Source organism: Roseibium sp. RP-7 (assembly GCF_053005225.1).
In genome coordinates, this window is record NZ_JBRKQA010000004.1 from 74,182 (window position 1) to 93,131 (window position 18,950).

The 18,950-nt window shown below is 59.5% G+C and carries 15 protein-coding genes; 2 read left to right on the plus strand and 13 right to left on the minus strand.

The window, feature by feature from the left end; all coding sequences use genetic code 11:
- The first annotated feature begins 19 nt into the window (after positions 1-19).
- Positions 20-586 (plus strand): AAA family ATPase, encoded by a 567-nt coding sequence (locus ACVDG9_RS26640; RefSeq protein WP_447239417.1) that lies wholly within the window; start codon positions 20-22, stop codon positions 584-586.
- Positions 587-613: 27 nt separating this feature from the next.
- On the opposite strand, the gene ACVDG9_RS26645 is transcribed toward ACVDG9_RS26640, so the two are convergent.
- From ACVDG9_RS26645 to ACVDG9_RS26705, 13 genes are all read right to left on the minus strand, one after another.
- Positions 614-3,109: a DNA translocase FtsK gene (locus ACVDG9_RS26645; protein ID WP_447239418.1), complete on the minus strand. Its 2,496-nt coding sequence runs from the start codon at positions 3,107-3,109 to the stop codon at positions 614-616.
- A gap of 222 nt (positions 3,110-3,331) precedes the next feature.
- On the minus strand, positions 3,332-4,441 hold the full coding sequence (locus ACVDG9_RS26650) for a COG3904 family protein (RefSeq protein ID WP_447239419.1): 1,110 nt from the start codon (positions 4,439-4,441) through the stop codon (positions 3,332-3,334).
- Between the two features lie 273 nt (positions 4,442-4,714).
- On the minus strand, positions 4,715-5,059 hold the full coding sequence (locus tag ACVDG9_RS26655; RefSeq protein ID WP_023001336.1) for a copper-binding protein: 345 nt from the start codon (positions 5,057-5,059) through the stop codon (positions 4,715-4,717).
- A gap of 40 nt (positions 5,060-5,099) precedes the next feature.
- Positions 5,100-8,282 carry an efflux RND transporter permease subunit gene (locus tag ACVDG9_RS26660; protein WP_447239420.1) on the minus strand — a complete coding sequence of 1,061 codons (3,183 nt, stop codon included), beginning with the start codon at positions 8,280-8,282 and terminating at the stop codon, positions 5,100-5,102.
- Positions 8,282-10,483: an efflux RND transporter periplasmic adaptor subunit gene (locus tag ACVDG9_RS26665; RefSeq protein WP_447239421.1), complete on the minus strand. Its 2,202-nt coding sequence runs from the start codon at positions 10,481-10,483 to the stop codon at positions 8,282-8,284. The genes ACVDG9_RS26660 and ACVDG9_RS26665 overlap by 1 nt, the downstream gene beginning before the upstream one ends.
- Positions 10,484-10,569: 86 nt before the next feature.
- On the minus strand, positions 10,570-10,944 hold the full coding sequence (locus ACVDG9_RS26670; RefSeq protein ID WP_139314303.1) for a hypothetical protein: 375 nt from the start codon (positions 10,942-10,944) through the stop codon (positions 10,570-10,572).
- Between the two features lie 261 nt (positions 10,945-11,205).
- The gene (locus tag ACVDG9_RS26675; RefSeq protein ID WP_447239422.1) at positions 11,206-11,919 is read right to left on the minus strand and encodes a HoxN/HupN/NixA family nickel/cobalt transporter; all 714 of its coding nucleotides are present in this window, start codon (positions 11,917-11,919) and stop codon (positions 11,206-11,208) included.
- Positions 11,916-13,250, minus strand: a complete 1,335-nt coding sequence (locus ACVDG9_RS26680; RefSeq protein ID WP_168687627.1) for an MFS transporter — start codon at positions 13,248-13,250, stop codon at positions 11,916-11,918. Before ACVDG9_RS26680 ends, ACVDG9_RS26675 begins: the two co-directional genes overlap by 4 nt.
- 95 nt (positions 13,251-13,345) lie before the next feature.
- A complete protein-coding gene (locus tag ACVDG9_RS26685) occupies positions 13,346-13,834 on the minus strand; it encodes a c-type cytochrome (protein WP_447239423.1) in 489 nt (162 codons plus the stop codon).
- A gap of 20 nt (positions 13,835-13,854) precedes the next feature.
- Positions 13,855-14,745 (minus strand): c-type cytochrome, encoded by an 891-nt coding sequence (locus ACVDG9_RS26690; protein WP_168687629.1) that lies wholly within the window; start codon positions 14,743-14,745, stop codon positions 13,855-13,857.
- Between the two features lie 3 nt (positions 14,746-14,748).
- Positions 14,749-15,384: a c-type cytochrome gene (locus tag ACVDG9_RS26695; protein WP_168687630.1), complete on the minus strand. Its 636-nt coding sequence runs from the start codon at positions 15,382-15,384 to the stop codon at positions 14,749-14,751.
- Between the two features lie 52 nt (positions 15,385-15,436).
- Complete coding sequence (locus tag ACVDG9_RS26700; RefSeq protein WP_055661045.1) at positions 15,437-15,760, minus strand: hypothetical protein; 324 nt, start codon at positions 15,758-15,760, stop codon at positions 15,437-15,439.
- Between the two features lie 271 nt (positions 15,761-16,031).
- Entirely contained in the window at positions 16,032-18,539 is a 2,508-nt protein-coding gene (locus ACVDG9_RS26705) for a heavy metal translocating P-type ATPase (RefSeq protein WP_447239425.1), read from the minus strand.
- A gap of 161 nt (positions 18,540-18,700) precedes the next feature.
- On the opposite strand from ACVDG9_RS26705, the gene ACVDG9_RS26710 reads away from it, so the two are divergent.
- Complete coding sequence (locus ACVDG9_RS26710; protein WP_447239426.1) at positions 18,701-18,907, plus strand: heavy-metal-associated domain-containing protein; 207 nt, start codon at positions 18,701-18,703, stop codon at positions 18,905-18,907.
- Positions 18,908-18,950 lie beyond the last annotated feature (43 nt).

An 18,950-nucleotide genomic window follows, 5' to 3' on the forward strand; every position in this document is an offset into this window, starting at 1 on the left:
CGCATCTGATAAGGAAATCATGATGCGAAACGATACCTACCGCCGGCACGTCATCCTGTCCGGATGTTCGGGTGGCGGAAAGTCAACGCTTTTGGCGGAACTGGAACGACGGGGTTTCGAAACCGTGCCGGAACCCGGCAGGAGGATCGTCGCCGAAGAGCAACAAGCTGAGGGGAGGGCGCTTCCCTGGATCAATCTCGAAGCCTTCGCCAGAAGAGCGATCGACATGTCATTCCGTGACAGGGAGCGATTGAACAGCGCTGAAGGATGGGTCTTCTTCGACCGGGGCCTGATCGACGCAGCAGTTGCGCTGGAATTCGCGACCGGCGTAGCCGTGTCAGACACCCTCGGCAAAACGAACCGATTTCATTTTCAGGTCTTTCTGACACCGCCCTGGCCGGAGATTTACGCCATAGACGCCGACCGGCAGCACGGCCTGGATGAAGCTATCGGAGAATACCAGCGATTGCTCGATGCCTACGGCCAACTTGGCTACGAGAAAATCATCTTGCCGAAGACGGATGTCGGGAAGCGAGCGGATTTCATCCTGGATTGTCTTTCCAGGCACCAGGAGACGCAGCACTAGATCGACATCGCCAATCGTACTGCGTATCTATTCTTCGCTCGGCTGCTCTCTCTTGCCGGCCAGGATCTCGCGCTTCCCGACGTGGTTGGGCGCACCGACAAGGCCTTCGTTTTCCATTTTCTCGACCAGGGTAGCCGCACGGTTGTACCCGATGCCGAGGCGGCGCTGGATATACGAGGTTGAGCAGCGCTTGTCGCGCAGGACGATCTTCACCGCCTTGTCGTAGAGGTCATCACCGTCTTCGGACGCTATGGCACCCTTGTCGAAGACAGCTTCCTCTTCTTCCAGCTCTTCCTCTTCTTCCGCGGTCACGGTTTCAAGGTACGCGGGCCGCCCCTGGCTTTTCAGGTGGGCGACAACCTGTTCGACTTCCTCGTCCGAGACGAAGGCGCCATGGACACGGTTGATACGTCCGCCACCCGACATATGCAGCATGTCGCCCATGCCGAGCAGCTGTTCCGCACCCTGCTCGCCGAGGATCGTGCGACTGTCGATCTTCGAGGTGACCTGGAAGGAAATCCGGGTCGGGAAGTTTGCCTTGATCGTGCCGGTGATCACGTCGACCGAGGGACGCTGTGTCGCCATGATGAGATGAATGCCTGCGGCGCGGGCCATCTGCGCCAGACGCTGGATAGCGCCTTCGATCTCCTTGCCGGCGACCATCATCAGATCCGCCATCTCGTCAACGATGATGACGATGTACGGCATCGGAGCGAGGTCCATTTCCTGCTGCTCGTAGACCGGTTCCCCCGTATCGCGGTCGAACCCGGTTTGCACGGACACGATAACCGGTTCACCCTTCTGACTTGCAGCGGCGGCACGCTGGTTGAAACCGTTGATGTTGCGCACGCCAAGCCGTGCCATCTTCCTGTACCGATCCTCCATTTCGCGCACAGCCCATTTGAGAGCTGTCACGGCCTTTTTCGGATCGGTGACGACAGGCGTCAGCAGGTGCGGAATGTCGTCGTAGATGGACAGTTCCAGCATCTTCGGATCTACCATGATCAAGCGGCACTCTTCCGGCTTCAGGCGGTAGAGCAGCGACAGGATCATCGTGTTGATTGCAACCGACTTGCCCGAGCCGGTCGTTCCGGCGACCAGCAGATGCGGCATCTTCGCAAGATCGGCAACAACCGGCTCCCCGCCAATCGTCTTGCCGAGGCTAAGCGCAAGCTTGCAGCTGGTCGCGCGGAAGTTGGTCGAATCGATCAATTCGCGGAAGTAGACGGTTTCACGCTCCGTATTCGGCAGCTCGATCCCGATGACGTTCCGGCCCGGAACGACCGCAACACGAGCGGAGATGGCCGACATGGAACGGGCAATGTCATCGGCGAGGTTGACGATGCGTGAGGACTTGATGCCCGGGGCCGGTTCGAACTCGTAAAGGGTGACCACAGGCCCGGGGCGCACGTGGATGATCTCGCCGCGCACCTTGAAGTCTTCCAGAACGCTTTCCAGAAGCCCCGCATTCCGTTCCAGTTGCTCCTGCGTCATCTGGAAGCCCGGACCATCCTGCGGCAGTTGCAGCAGATCGCCGGACGGAAACTCGTAGCTGCCGAACAGCGACTGTTGACCTGATCCCGCACCGATCGGCGGCAGAGCATGCGTGCTGGAGGACAAGGACCGGGGTGTGGGGCTTGGCATCGAAATCGACACTCGTGACCGACCGGTAGCGTCCTGATTGCCTTCCGGGTTTTGCTGTGCTGCCGGCCTTTGGCCGGCCGGCTGCGGAGACGGGTTTGCTGGCCTTGCGGCAATCGGTCTGGAAGAGGAAGGTGCAGGCGTGGGGGATGCAGAACCGTTGCATTCCACGACCTTGTACAGCGACACGATTCCCTCCGGTGGCCGCGCCACCTGTCCCGCGACAGGCACCTCCTCGTAAACCGTCCTCACGGCTCGTACCGGCTCCACGACCCTCTGCGCAGGCACTTCTGCAGCCGGCTGCGGAGTGATGGTGTCGTCGGACATGAATTCAAAGAAGGCGTGATCGGACAGGAAACCAAGGTGCGCCGTGGAAGAATGCGCGTCATTGGCAGGCGCCTGCACATTCACAGTTCCACTATCGGCGGGCTGACCAATCACCTGTGCAACTGGCATGGTTGCGGGCATAACAGGGGAGGGGTTTGGCGTGACCAGAGGTTGCTGCGCAACGGGCTCTACCTCGACCGGGGATACAGTTTCACTGGCGCTGACTTCGCTCGCGTTTTCTACCGGTGCAGATCGCTGCTTTGAACCGCGGTCTGGCGTCCGGGTGAAGCGAACGTTGGGTGCAAGGTAGAAATAGCTCTGGCAGGATTCGTCCGAAGGGGTTTCCACCTCCTGGTTTCCATCTCCTGTCTGCTGCTGCGGATTGCCTGCAACATGTGGCAACCGGCGCGCCTCAGCCACCCGTTCACCATCTGTGGCGGCGGGTTGCCCGAGCGGGTTTTCGCCCTGCGCTTTCCGACTGGAATCATCGGTTGAAGCTGGCTGGCCGGCATCGTTCGAATTCGAAAGTGAGAAATTCTTCCGGGAAATACGCATGGACAAAGAAGACTAGTGTTTCGGGTTGAACGCCTTTGGGAGAGATGTAGGAAAATAAGGTTAACAGTCTCTATCCAATCCCTGTCATTCTCGACCTTTGAGCCACCTCCGATAGACCGTCAGACATTCAAAATTCGGCGAAAATGCGCTGAAAACAACACCTTGATGGCAGTTCAACGATGTCGTGTTTATGTGATGAGCCTTTTTGTCGGGCTCACCCTCCTAGCCGATGCAAAAACGGAAGCTGGCGGCGATGATCTTGCGGTCCATGTCGCTCAGATCGATCGCCCCGCGCACCTCGCCACCGGACGACATTCCAAGAAACAGGCTGAACTCGATCCGCTCGGTAACCGACAGCAGTTCAACAACCTTGTCGTTGATTTCGACCTCGACGCTGCTGTCACCGACAACCCGAAGGATATCCTTGGTGGCTGTCGCCGTGATGCCACGTCCTTTTGAGAACATATTTATGCTTGTCGTCGGCAGGTTATCAGGGTTCAGAATACCACCATCGGTCGTGATCAGGACGTAGGGTTTGTTCTTGCGGCAATAGCTGGAAAACTGGCTCGCGAGATCATAAAGGCGCGTGGCGCTCTTGCGCTTGCTTGCTGCCACCAGACCCTGCTTGTAGGGCTCCAGAAAGAACGCCCCGAACCCTTCCGGCGTGACAAGGGCAAATTCCTCAAGCTGCGCCGCGTCGGGAACGAACATGTCGTCCGGCTTCGCACCCGTGCCGAGAACGAAGATGCGAGCATCGATTCCCATTTCCAGAAGGTAACGTACAATCCGGCTGGACAATTCCTGCGCGGACATCAGTGCTTGGTCCACCTGGCTGGACGGCACCTGGCCAGCCCTCTCTCCGGACAGGTAGAACTGGTGGAAGCCCAGACGGTTGCCGTCTGGAATACGTCTGACTTCACCCCCCAGGAACGCGTAGGAACACGCGCTCATGCAGTAGCCGCCGTCCACCGTGTCCCCGAATGTGCCCTCGGACTTCCAGATGCCGATTTCCGTCTCCATTCCCCTGGCACGGATCAGCTCTCCCAGTTCCAGGCCGGCAATCAGACTACCGCCGGGGCTGTGCAGCAGAACCTTGTTTCCGTCTGAATGCTCATTCTTGAGGTAGCTGGAAAAGAGCGCGGGCGTTTCCGCGGTAATCTGCCCTTCGGCTCGCACATAACAGGATGCCGCGTTGTTGCCCTTGCAGACGTTTTCGAACGTCATGCTTTCTGCCCGGGCTGCACCTGGAGACAATGCAATAAAGGCAACAACCGCGAACGCCGCCACCCGCCAACCATGTGCGGCAAAAATCCGCCCCAAAGACTTTTTCATTTCGTTTCCCTGAACCGGTAAGACCTGAACGTCGGTCAAACGAGAAAACAACAAAGCCATTAAAGAGAGCCTGAAAAATCAGGACAAGAGAACGATCGCTCTGGTCCCAGTCTTATCAAGCCCGATGTCCTTGTTGCCTTTTGAACCGGCATCAGAGGAAAACGGAATTGCGTATTTCACCAACCCCTATTTGGGGAAGGCGGAAGGGTACTGGAAGGGTATTGGCAGCAGCCCGAGGCAGGTGTCATGGGCTGCTGCCGTTTGTCCGAAATCTTACTTCGGCATCATTCCGCCGATGGCATACATGCCGTCGTCGCCTTTCACCAGCATCAGGATCACGCTGTCACCTGGGGTGAGATCATCCGACATCTCTGCGCCTTCCAGAAGGGGCAGATCCATCGTCATGGCCGGCCAGCCGATTTCCGGAATCGGATCGTGGCTGACGTTTGCAGTCCCGTCGCCGATGGAGTTGACGACGGCATTGGCGTGGACCGCGCCGTCCATCTGTTCGGCGGTCATGGGCATGTTGGAATGATCCATGCCGCTATGCGACGACTGGGCAAGGACAGCCGGGGTGGCCGCCATGGACAGGAATGCTGCGAGGATGAGGGTCTTCATTTCAGTTGCCTTTCTTGGGGTTTGTTTGTGAGTTGCAAAATCATTCGGCCGGCTGCACCGCACCTTTGATGTCCGGGGCGGCTATGCTCAGCTCACGGTTGACCCGTGAGAGAGCAAGCCGCTTCCAGATCGTGAAAATGGCGGGAATGACGAAGAGGGTCAGAAGGGTGGCGGTTGCCATGCCACCGACCATGGGGGCTGCGATCCGCTGCATGATTTCCGAGCCCGTGCCGTCGCCGTACATGATCGGGATCAGCCCGGCAAAGATCGTCGCAACGGTCATCACCTTCGGCCGCACGCGCAAAAGCGCACCTTCGAAAACCACTTCCTCCACGTCGACAACCGTCAGGGAGCGGACCTCGGCGGCCGCAAGCTTCTTGCGTTTTTCCCAGGCCAGGTTGAGGTAGAGCAGCATCACGATGGCTGTCTCGACCGCAACGCCGGCAAGGGCGATGAAGCCGACGATCACCGCGACCGACATGTCGAAATCCAGGTACCAGAGGAACCAGACACCTCCGGCCAGCGCAACGGGAAGCGCAGCAAGGATGATGCCGACTTCAATGACCCGGTTGAACGCCATGAACAGCATGAGCGTGATGATCAGCAAGGTCGCCGGAGCCACCAGCTTCAGGCGTTCCTGCATGCGTTCGATGTACTCATACTGGCCCGACCAGGCGATCGAATAGCCGGGAGGCAATTGCACCTTCTCCGCAACCGTCCTGCGCGCCTCATCAACGTAGCCGCCCAGATCCCGGCCGGTGATGTCGATGAAGACGAACCCGGTGCGCCGGGCGTTTTCAGACCGGATCATGCCCGGTCCGTCGACAACGCTGACTTCTGCCAGGGCACCAAGCGGAATATGGGCACCGGACGGCGTGACCACCGGAAGTTCCCGCAAGCGCTCGGGGCTGTTGCGCCAGTCCTGCGGATAGCGGAGGTTGATGGGAAAGCGCTCCAGACCTTCGACGGACTCCGACACCTGCATGCCGCCAATCGCGGTCTGCACGACGTCCTGGATGTCCCGCACGCTCATCATGAAGCGGGCAGCCGCCTCCCGGTCGACGTCGATCTCGATGAAGCGTCCCCCGACGGGCCGCTCGGCGTAGGCCGATGCCGTGCCATCAATTCCTGCGACCGCGTTTTCGACTTCAATGCCGATCTTCTCGATGACGCCAAGATCGGCCCCGGTGATCTTGACCCCGACAGGGGTCTTGATGCCGGTTGCCAGCATGTCGATGCGGTTCTTGATCGGCTGGATCCACACGTTGGTGACGCCCGGTATCTGGACGGCCTGATCCAGCTCATCCCGGATCCGGTCCATCGTCATGCCCTCCCGCCACTCGGCGCGCGGCTTCAGCTGGATGGTCGTCTCGATCATCGTCAGCGGGGCAGGGTCTGTCGCCGTATCGGCACGGCCCAGCTTGCCGTGGACCGTCTTTACTTCCGGTACGGTGGCGATAAGGCGGTCGGACTGCTGAAGAACCTCACGCGCCTTGCCGATGGAAACGCCGGGATAAAGTGTCGGCATGTAAAGGAAGTCACCTTCGTTGAGCGCTGGCATGAATTCCGTGCCGATCCTCTGAAGGGGCCACCACATGGAGGTGACCAGGACACCCGCCAGAATGGTCGTTGCCCAGGGCCAGGCAACGGCTGCATCCAGAAAGGGGCGGTAGAGCCAGATGACAATCCGGTTGAGCGGGTTCTTGTTCTCCGCAAGAATTCGCCCGCGGACAAAGTACCCCATCAGCACCGGAACCAGCGTGATGGAGAGTATGGCCGCGGCCGCCATGGCGTAGGTCTTGGTGAAGGCCAGCGGCTTGAAGAGCCTGCCTTCCTGGCTTTCCAGAACGAACACCGGCAGGAAGCTGACGGTGATGATCGCCAGGGAGAAGAAGAGGGCAGGGCCCACTTCCGAGGCACATTCGCCCACGATCCGCCAGCGATTCGCCACGGTCAGTTTTTCATGCTCCAGCCGACGGTGCATCGCCTCGATCATGACGATCGCCGCATCCACCATCGCGCCGATGGCGATGGCGATGCCGCCAAGCGACATGATGTTCGCATTCACGCCCTGCAGCTTCATGATGATGAAGGCAGCCGCAATGCCGAGAGGCAGGGAAAACAGGATGACGAGCGACGAGCGCAAGTGCAGAAGGAACGCCGCGCAGACCAGAACGACAACGATGAATTCTTCGGTCAGCTTTGTCTGAAGATTGTCGATCGCACGTTCGATAACGCCGGAGCGGTCGTAGGTCGTGACGATCTCCACTCCTTCGGGCAGGCTGCTGCGCAGTTCGCCGATCCGTGCTTCGACTGCCTTGATGGCTGCCAGCGCGTTGCCGCCCCAGCGCAGGATCACAACCCCGCCGACGGCATCGCCTTCGCCGCCGAATTCACCGACACCACGGCGCATTTCCGGCCCGAGGCGAATGTCGGCAACGTCTCCGAGGGTCAGCGGTGCACCGCGGTCGTTGACCATCAACGGTGCCTTGGCAAGATCGGCAAGCTCATCGACGTAACCGGTCGAGCGCACCATGAATTCGGCTTCGCCCATCTCGATCACGCTGCCGCCGGTCTCCCGGTTCGCGGCTTGAATGGCGCCTCGGATCTGCGCCAGCGTTATGTCGTAGGCCCTGAGTTTGTTGGGGTCCACGACCACCTGGTATTGCTTCACCATGCCGCCGATCGTGGCGACTTCCGACACGCCGTCGACGGTCTGAAGTTCGTATTTCAGGAACCAGTCCTGAAGGGCGCGCAGTTGGGCAAGGTCATGGTTGCCGGTGCGGTCTATCAGGGCGTACTGGTAAATCCAGCCGACACCCGTCGCATCCGGGCCAAGCTGTGGTGAAACATCTTCAGGCAGGTTTGCAGCGATCTGACCGAGGTATTCCAGAACACGGGTTCTGGCCCAGTAAAGATCGGTGCCGTCCTCGAAAACGATGTAGACGTAGCTGTCGCCAAAGAAGGAAAAACCGCGCACATCACTGGCACCTGGCACGGCAAGCATTGCCGTGGCGATGGGGAATGTGACCTGGTCCTCCACCACCTGAGGCGCCTGGCCGGCGTAGGGCGTGCGCACGATGACCTGAACGTCCGAAAGATCCGGGATTGCATCGACGGGCGTTTCGCGGATTGCCCAGATACCGGCGACGGCGATCATGGCGGCGATTGCCAGCATGATCACGCGGTTGGCGATGGAGGCACGAATGATTGCGGCAATCATCACAAACCCTCCTCACGCCGGACGCCGACCAATGTCATGGAGAAATCCGGATTGCGCTGGAGCAAGAGTGTTACCTCCTGATCCAGTGGCAAATCACCAACGGCAACGGCCTGATCAACGGCAAAATCCATGGTCATGCCCGGCATGCCGATCTCAGCCATCGGTCCGTGAGTGATGTTGGCCGTGCCTGCATCCCGATCAAGGGCATTGATGGTGCCCCGGACTTCCATCGGCGGGGTGACCGGCTCTGCCTTTGCCAGGACCATCGTCATTCCGTCCGGCCTTGAAAAGGTGAGCGTGGTTTCCGTGCCGACTGGCAGGGCATCCAGATCCAGGGTCTCGTCCACCGCGAATGCCATGGTCATGCCAGGCATGCCGATTTCGGCAATGGGGCCATGGGTGATTGTAGCCTTCGCGTTTTCGGTATCGATCGAGTTGATCGTTCCCGACACCACGATGGGTGCGGATTCGGCTTGCGCGTCGTCGGCAACTTCCTCGGCCTGCTTTGCCGCTGGATCCTCGGCAACGCCCGGCTGCCTTACTGCCACGATCGAGAAGAGACCGCCGTCGCCCTTGGCGAGGTCGAATTCGACCGGAACATTCACCGGAACCGACTGCGGATCGAAGCCCGAGACATCCAGGTCCATTTGCATGGCGGGCCAGCCGAGATCCGGGATCGGACCATGTTCCATCGTCAGCTTGCCGTCGCTTGTAACAGCAAGAACGGTTCCCGACCCCGTGGCTGCAATGCCGTCGTCTGACCCGAGCTCGATCAACCCCAGCAGGCCATCAGCGCCGCGCGCTGCCTTAAAGGAAACCTGCTGGCCTTCGCTCAACCGGTCGAGAGGGATGGACGCCGCAACAGGAAAACGTGTTGTCATCGCGGGCCAGTCGAGACTTTCCAGACTGTCGTGGCGGATGGTTGCAAGCCGGGCTTCGCGGTCGAGCGCGACCAGTTCACCGGTTCCGCGCGCAGGAACCTCGTTCGTCGGCGCCATGCGCATCAAGCCCGCATTGAGCGCGCTTTCGCTGTCGATCAGGAACTGGGCCGAAGCAACAACCTCTTCACCGGGCTCAAGCCCCTGAACAACCTCCGTGCGCCCGTTTTCTCCAAAATTGTCACGCAATCCGGTGGTGATCAGCCTTGGCTTGAAAGTGCCTTCGCCGACCTTGATGACAACACGCTCCGCTGTCCCCGTCCGGATAACGGCTTCGGAGGGAATGGTGACGGCAGTGCGGGTCTCGTTGGGAAACAGCCTGACGTTGCCGAACATGTTCGGCCGCAACAGACCTTCGGCGTTGTCGAACAGGAGCCTGACAGGCAGGGTTCGCGTTTTTGGATCGAGTTCAGGGTAAATGTAATCGATCTGGCCTTCGAATGTCCGTCCCGGCAGATGTTCGAAGCGGGCGACCGCACGCATGTCTTCCGTCAAACGCGCGATATCGCGCTCGAAGACATCCACAATAAGCCAAACCTTGTTGAGATCCGTGATGGACATGGCCTGAGCGCCGGGCTGCAGGAACATGCCGTCAGCGGCAGCAAGGGCAATAACGACCCCGTCGCGCGGCGCGACCACCTTGATCCTGCGGGCGACCTTGCCGTCTGCCTCGATCTCGGCAATCTGCTCCTCGGAAGCCCCATGACTGCGCAGCTTGTTGCGGGCAGCCTCCAGGGACAGACCGTTGCCGTTCGAAAGCGAGCGCAGGAAATCGAAGCTGGCAATGCCGAATTCGGGCGAAAACAGCTCGAACAGCACTTCGCCCTTTTTCACCCGGTCGCCAACGGCACGAATGTTCAGCGTCTCGATCCAGCCGTCCACCCGGGTGTGAACATGACTGGTCAGATGTTCGTCGTATCCGACGAAGCCGACGGTTTCGATTTGCCGGGAAATTTCACCGACACGGGCCAAAGCGGTACGTACACCGATGGCGTTGACCTCGGCCGCCGACAGGTTGACTTCAGCCGGATCAGCGGAAGGTTCCTGTCCGGCATAAACCGGTATCAGATCCATTCCCATCGGCGACTTGCCGGGCCCGGGCTGGCGGAAGTTCGGGTCCATAGGGGCGACCCAATAGAGAATTTCTGGTCCCCCCGACGCATTGCCGTCGCCCGGGTTCAGATAAAGGCGCTCAAGAAACATCCCGCCTGCCACACCTGCGGCAAGGGCGATGATGCTGAGCGCGGTATAACGTCCACGCATAGTAACCTCTGAGTTGCCAGCGGCTGTTTGCCGAAGGCATGTCCATCACTTCTGGCTCCGCGAAAATCTGCGGAGGAACGATGTTTTCAGAGGAGGCGGGGAGGTCGTTCGGGAAGGGTGATGTCCGAGACGTGCAGAGCATCAGGCGGCAACTGCGTGAAGGCGAGGGCCTGGGCAAAACCCAGTGCCATTTCCTGGCTATCGCGAACCGTATCGGCAGCGCATAACGCACCGCCGCAGCACAGGTCGAATTTCACCTGTCCGTCGTCCGGCATTTCATCGCCCATCATTGCCGAGGCATGACCCATCATCGTTTCACACGGCATGCCGGCGTTGGCCGCGACATGTTCTCCAGGAGCCATCATCGCCTGGTGCGCCGGCGCAAACCCGGCAAACAGCAGGGCAATCGCGAACAGGATCGTCGCGGCCAGTCTGCTGATGTGATGCACGGGTCGGGTCATGTTGCGCGATATAATCCAGTCCAGCACAAATACAAGTGCCTGATAGGTGCTGTTGAGCAAGCCTTCGAAGGGCGGTTAATAAATTTCCGTTCTTGATCTGGAACCGTGAAACGTCCGGTTCTGCGATAGTTCATCCGATCACAAGTCAACCTGAGACCTAAATACGCCTGGCGGGGCCGAAGCAGAAGCGAATATGAGCGCCGACCCTTCAATTTTTCGTTTGCGTCTGGGAGATTAAAGCAGATCTGAACAGGGTCGCGTCTATTCAAGCAATTGGATACCGGCGAAAAGGATAATGAGAATTCCGGAAGTCGCATCGAGCGCTCGGGAAACCACGCTGAGGGTCGCGCCGTTCCTGAGAGCGACATCGAGAAACAGGCGTTGGCCGAAAACCGCCAATCCTGCCACTGCACAAAGCGTAAAGGCAATGCCGACAAGCATTGATGCCGCGAACATCAGACCCGCCCCCGGTTCGCCTTGCGACAGGGCTGCCACCACGACAAACAATGTCAAAGGACACGGTACGAGACCGGCTGTAAGGGCCACCCAGAAGCCTTCGGCTCGCTTCCTGCCCGGCCTTGAGCGGATTGCCCGGACAAAAAGCCATGCGCCGATACCGATCAGCGTGAGGCGGCTGATCAACTCGAGGGCCGGGGCCCGGCCGCCACCAACAAAGGATCTTTCCACAAGCTGGGAGGCAAAGAAGGCGATCAGAACGGCTGTGAGCACATGTGTTGCCGCCAGAAGTGTCGAGACCGAAAATGCACGGGCGAAGCTGCTTCTGGCTCCGGCGACATAGCTAGCCAGGATCGTCTTTCCGTGCCCGGGCGTCAAAGCGTGAATGGCGCCGAACAGCACCCCTGTCCCGATCATGCTCACAAGAAGCCAGAAATCCCCCGACTGGCTGAATTCCAGCAACGAAGCCCGCACATCGCCATAGATCCAGCGTTGCCAGGAGATGAGAAGATCCATCATGGCTGGCGATCCGGCCAGGTGTGGTGAAGACTGTCGATCACGAACGCATGTGCGTGTCGTTTTCCATGCGCTTTGGCAAGATGTGGGTGGTTTGCCGGCAGGTCGGGGTGCGCATGGTCGAGAATACTGTGATCGTCTGCAGGCCAGGACTTGCCGGCCACAACCCAGCCAAGCACAGCCAAACCGGCGAGAACGACCATTGTCACAGACATCGAGGAATTTGCTCCAAGCCAGCCGGCAAGCGGATAGGCAATCAGCCAGCAACCGTGCGAAAGAGCAAATTGCGCAGCGAAAACCAATGGACGGTCCTGGGGATGGGCGGAATTTTTGAGAAGCCGTCCAGAGGGCACGAGCACCGCCGACATGCCTGCCCCCATGGCAAACCAGACCAGCAGCAGGGCTGGCCAAACGAAAGGCTCCGGCAGGACCGCCAACAGGCCCGCGAATATCAGCAATGAAACGGGAAGCAATGCTCCGCCGGCGAGCATGACGAACCGTTCGGAACGGCTTGCAAGAAGCTTTGGCAGCGTCAACGCGACAACCATGGAGCCTCCGCCATAGGCCGCCATCGACAAGGCCAGGTCGGTGTCATCGAGACCAAGGTACGATTTCACGATGACGACACCGTTGACGATCACCATGGCCCCCGAAGCGGCAACCGCGAGATTGAGGGCCAGCAATCCTCTCAGGCGTGGTGTCTTCAGATAGATCTGCAGGCCCTTGACGGTTCTTCGGAACGCGGGCTCTTCCGCGTCGGCCTGCGGCGAGACGAGCCGAATGGTCAGGATCAACCCGGCAGAGAACAGGAAGCCGGCAACGGTACCACCGAACAACCAGTGGAAGCCGACAAGGCCAACCAGGACGGCTGCAATCATCGGGCTGAGAAGGTTTTCAAGATCATACGCCATGCGCGATAGCGACAAGGCACTCGTGTAGTCCTTTTCATCCGGAAGGATATCGGGAATGCTGGCCTGGAAGGCAGGGGTGAAGGCCGCGGACGCGGTTTGCAACAGGGCGATCAGAACGTAGATCTGCCAAATCTCGTCAACGAAGGGCAGGGCCACCGCGGTCAGAGCCCGGACGATATCCAACGTGACGAGAAACATCCGACGCGGAAACCGGCTCGCATAAGCGGCAGCAATCGGGCTGATGCCGACGTAGACAATCATCTTGATCGCAAGGGCTGTTCCCAGAACGGCGCCAGCCTCATCGCCTGCAAGATCGAAGGCCAGCAGCGCCAGGCCAACCGTCATCAGACCTGTGCCGAACAACGCGATGACCTGCGCGAAAAAAAGATGGCGGTAGGTTTGATTGGCAAGTACCGAAATCACTTAACTCTCCAGCCGTCCAGCTTCACCGCGCCTTGCGATCGAACCTGTGCCGCAACCGCAATGCTTCATAGCCGTATGGCGAAAACGCACGGCCTTCAAGACGATGGGGCTCCTCCTTGCGCATTGATGAGGTCATGCCTTTCACGAATTTCCTGCGGCCACTGTGCCTTGATCCAGGACAGGACGGCGATGATTTCGGTATCTGTCAGCACTCCTTCGAACACCGGCATGTTCGAATTGAAATTCTCAAGGCCAACTGCCTTCGCGGTGCCAAGCTTCGTGATACGGAACAGCAGGTCGTCCTGATGATGCCAGGTGTGCCCGGTTTCGTCGTGCGGCGGGGCCTTCAGGGAACCGTCCGGATTGGCGTCCATCCAGTCGCGCTCTCCTTTCAGGTCGTCTCCGTGGCATGCTGCGCAATTCTGCGCGTAAATGTCTGCTCCCAAACGCACAAGCTTGAGGTCGCCCGGCTTCAGCCGGACGACACTTTCGTCAACATCGGGGGGTGCCAGGAAGAAAATGGCACTGGCGACGACAATCACCACTGCCGCAGAAAGTGCGCCGAGCAAGATGCGGCTTCTCATGGTTTCTCTCCTTCACACGGTCAGCCGTCCCTCTCCAGGAGAAAGGTTGCGATTGCTTCCCTGTCCTCTTCGGACAGGAAAGCTGTGCCGTCGCGCACGACCTCGCCCATGGAGCCGCCAAAGACATCCCCATCGGGCATGATCCCGGTTTTGAGCGCATACTGCAGAGAACTTAACGTCCAGCCCTGCCTCTTCAGCTCGGCACTCGTGATGGGTGGAGACTTGCCGCCGTCAGGCAGTTCGCTGGCGCCATGCAGAGCCAATTCCGCCTGACGTGCACCAGCGGCATTTCTAGGGGTGTGGCAAGCGCCGCAATGAGCCGGTCCCTCAACAATGAACTTGCCCCTGTTCCACAGATCAGAGCGCGCAGGATCCGGGTCGAATGTCTCCGGCGTGTAAAACAGTCCGCGCCAGAGTTTCAGACCCATTCTGAGATTGAATGGCGGCAACATGTCATGTGGTGTCGATGCTTCAGCAACGGGGGGAACCGTCTTGAAGGCTGCCCACAGGTCCGCGATATCCTGGTCGCTCAAGGAACCGTAAAACGGATAGGGAAACGACGGATAGTAGGGCTCTCCTTCCGGCGAAATACCCTGTCGCACCGCCGCTGCAAAATCCTGCAAGTTCCAGTTTCCAATGCCGTGATCCGGATCCGTCGTCAGGTTGGGCGAATAGAACGTGCCGAAGTCCGTCGGCAGCCTGACACCGCCAGCCAGAGGTTTCCCGCCACCTTCCGTATTGGTATGGCAGGCGATACATCCCGACATCCTGGCAAGATAGGCGCCGCGGCCCGGATCGCCGGCAAGGACTTCGATCCGTTCGGGCTTGTCGACAGGCCAGAGGTAAAGCACGGCGAACGCCGCTCCCGCCAACGCGGGAGCAACGATCGCAACAATGAGCCAGAGGCGCATCGATCAGTTTTTCTCGACCCTGAATTTTGAGTGACAGGCCGAACAGGTCTGCGCGACCATGTTGAAAAGCCCGTCCGCAGGCATCTGGGCCAGCATTTCGGGATCGGCCATGTGACCGGCGTTCCCCATCATGCCACCCGACCCCATCATTCCTCCGGAGCCCATCATACCACCCTGGGACATCATGGAATTTCCACCCATCATGGTGTCTTGCCCCATCATGCCCGACTGACCCGTCATACCTGCACCGCCCTTGCCGTGTGCCAGGCCGTTTTCGGCCGCTGCGCCAAGTCCTGCTGCAAAAACGTCCAGCTGTTTTGCGAGCTCAGAGAATTGTTCCCAATCGGTCCAGATTTCCGGTTTCGCCTCCGATGGGCCTTCGATGCTGTGTTCCGGGAACAGCTTGGTCAGGGCCTCGCCGGAATGGGACTGGATAACCGCAGCGCCCTCACGCACTGCGTCCGCATCATAGTCCTTTTCTCCACGCATGATGGCAGTCAGCGACTTCATCACGTCGCCCATCTCATCCATCGCGTCCATGCGTTCCTTGACGATTCCGGACGCCCCACCATGTGCAAAGGCGCCGGCAACGCCTGCAAGCAACAGCGCGCCAGTCACTGATATAACCGTAAGTTTCATTGATCTTGTCCTGTATCCAGATTGCGTGGCGGATATTCCGCCTCAAGCGATTTCAAACGGATAAAGGAGCCGGTCGCGGGGGAGGCGGATCAATCTTCCACACCCGGGACACATTGGACACCACGGTGTCACGGACGCTGTCTTCGATGAGGTCAGGGATGCTCAGATGCTCGTCATCCGTCAACGCCAGCAAATAGGCCCCACAATGCACAGTTTCATGATCTGCCACATTGTGATCGGAATGGTTTGAAGCATGATCGTGGGGAATATCGCCGCCGGAGGCGGCAGCGGTTTCATGTGAGTGTTCGTGGGCAGTTCCGGCAAGCGAATGACTGAACGATCCTCCGGCAGCAACGAAGGCCGCCACGAGGAGCATTTTCAAAGTCGTCCAAAAGCAAGACTGCAACCGCATCAACAATGACCTACTGGATCCTGTTTGCCAGCAACGAACCCGAACCTCTGTCACAATCCGGTGAACCTGCGCCCCGGTCAACCCTTCTCTGGCCGGCATATTGCCGATCCGTACCATTAAAGCTTGATCGAGGCCGTCTTGTGGGCACTCAGGCCGATGTCCTCAAAGCAGCGTATGATCTTGGTCGGTAGCCCGGACTGGCACGAAAGTTCTCCAATGTTCAAGTCACCCCCTCCTATTCAGCAGGCGCGGCTTCGGCACTTGGCGTGAAAGCGACCCTGGACCTTGCTTCATCCATCACTGGCGCGATCCGGCGAAGTCGCAAGGCATTGGTGAGGACGAACACCGACGACAACGCCATGGCGCCTGCTGCAAGAACGGGTGACAGCAACAGGCCGAAGGCTGGATAAAGCACCCCGGCGGCCACCGGGATCAGGGCCGTGTTGTAGGCAAATGCCCAGAACAGGTTTTCCTTGATGTTGCGCATGGTGCGGCGCGACACTTCGTAAGCGTTCACGACGCCTCTCAGATCGCCCGACATCAGCACGACATCGGCGGATTCAATCGCCACATCGGTACCTGTGCCGATCGCGATACCGACATCGGCATGGGCGAGGGCAGGGGCATCGTTGATGCCATCTCCAACGAAGGCAATACGGCCCTCGTCGCCCTTGAGTTCGGTCAGGGCGTCAACCTTGCCGTCGGGCAGAACACCCGCGATGACGATGTCGATCCCGGTTTCCGCGGCAATTGCCTCGGCGGTTTCCCGTTTGTCGCCGGTGATCATCGCGACCTTCAACCCCAGCCCATGAAGCGCTGCAATTGCGGCACGGCTCGATGGTTTGACCGGGTCGGCAACTCCGACAACAGCTGCAATTCTGCCGTCAATGGCTGCATAGAGAGCTGTGCGCCCACGGGTCGCCAGCCTGACCTCCTCGTCCACCAGCGCATCGGTCGCAATACCTTCGCGCTTCATCAGCCGGTCAGCGCCGACGAGCACCCGTTGACCGTTCACAATAGCGGAAACACCATGACCGGTGATGGAGTTGAACTCACTGACCGCGAACCTCTCCACGCTCTCCTTGCCCGCTGCCCGCACGATGGCCTCGGCAACAGGATGTTCAGAGCGAGCCTCAACCGCGGCAATGCGCGACAGAACGAAAGAGCGTTCAAAACCGTCCGCCAGGACGAGGTCGGTCAGTTCCGGCCGGCCCTCCGTTACGGTGCCAGTCTTGTCCAGCGCAACAATGTCCACGTCGGCAAGCTGCTGCAGAGCGTCCCCCTTGCGGAACAGGACGCCCATCTCGGCTGCCCTGCCGGTGCCCACCATGATCGATGTCGGCGTTGCAAGGCCCATGGCACACGGACACGCGATGATGAGCACCGACACACCGGCCACAAGGGCCAGCGTCAATGCCGGGTCCGGACCGAATGTCAGCCACACCAGGACCGTGGCCACGGCAACGGCCATGACAGCGGGAACGAACCACAGCGTGATGCGGTCCACCAGCCCCTGAATCGGCAGCTTGGCGCCCTGGGCTTCCTCGACCATGCGGATGATCTGCGAAAGGGTCGTATCGGCACCGACACGGGTTGCCTTGAACTGAAGTCCTCCGGTGCCATTCACCGTGCCCCCAGTCACCGCGCTGCCTGCCGATTTCGCGACAGGCACGGGCTCGCCGGTGATCATGCTTTCATCGACGTGGGAGAACCCTTCGACCACTTCACCGTCAACCGCGAGACGCTCTCCTGGGCGCACCACGACGATGTCGCCAATAGCCAGCGTTTCGATAGGCACTTCCACCATCTCTTCGTCCCGCAGCACCCGGGCCGACTTGACCTGAAGGCCGAGGAGGCTCTGGATGGCCGCGCCGGTGCGCCCCTTTGCCCTGGCCTCCAGGAAACGGCCCAGCAGGATCAGAACGACAATCACGGCGGCTGCCTCGAAATAAACGGCGCGAACCTCGGCGGGCACCAGATCCGGCAGGAAGGTGGCAACCACCGAATAGAGATAGGCGGCTCCGGTTCCCACGGCCACCAGGCTGTTCATGTCCGGCGCCCCCTTCAAGAGCGCCGGAAACCCCTTCAGATAGAAAGATCGGCCCGGACCGAAAAGTACCACGCTCGTCAGCACGAATTGCAGGATCCAGCTCATTTGCTGGCCAATGGTCACCGCGATCAGGTGGTGAAATGCGGGGATCAGATGCCCGCCCATTTCGATCAGGAACACGGGCAGGGCAAAGGCTGCGGCAATCGCCATCTTGCGCGCCAGCTCACGGGCTTCTTCCGCCTTGCGTTCACTGCGATCCTGAGACGTTCCTGCGTCTGCCAGACTTGCGGGATAGCCGGCATCCGTGCTTGCCTTCACCAGCTCCTGAACGGTTGTGGCACCTTCTGCAAAGACGATCGTTGCCGTTTCGGCCGCAAGATTGACGCTGGCACTGAGGACCCCGGGCACCGCCTGCAACGCCTTGTCGACACGTCCGACACAAGAGGCACAGGACATGGACTGAATAGTCAGCGTGACCGTCTGCGTTCGCGCCGGATAGCCGAGATCATCCAGTTTGGCGACCGCGGCGGTGATCTTGTCAGCAGTGGCCGTAAACTGCGCGCTTTCAGTTGCCAGGTTTACACCGACATCTTCAAGCCCTTCGACAGCCGCCAGGCCGCGCTCGACGCGTCCAACACACGATGCGCATGACATTCCCTGAACCGACAAGGAGAATTTCTGTTGCCCAGACATGGGTCCAACTCCGGCATGGATTGTTCGATTTCCCTCAAATGAGGCTTCCAGTCACTGGAAGGTCAAGAATCGTTCAAGATATTTTTCAAACTTTTTTCTTCTTGACCCTCCAGCCGCTGGAACCGGGAAAAACAGAAAATCGATCAACTACGGAGCCAATCATGAAGTTTAGCGTTCCAGATATGAGCTGTGGTCACTGCAAGGCAACCATCGGCAAGTCCATCGAGCAGGCGGACGGATCTGCCCAGGTCGAATTCGACATGGCGAACAGGACCGTGACTGTGACGAGCGCCCGGTCCGCACAGGAAATTGCAGGCGTTCTCAAGGAGGCCGGCTACAGTTCCGAACTGTTGCAGCAAACCTCGTAAGGGAGCGAACGTCATTCCGGATCGCTTGACCGGAGCGTTCGGC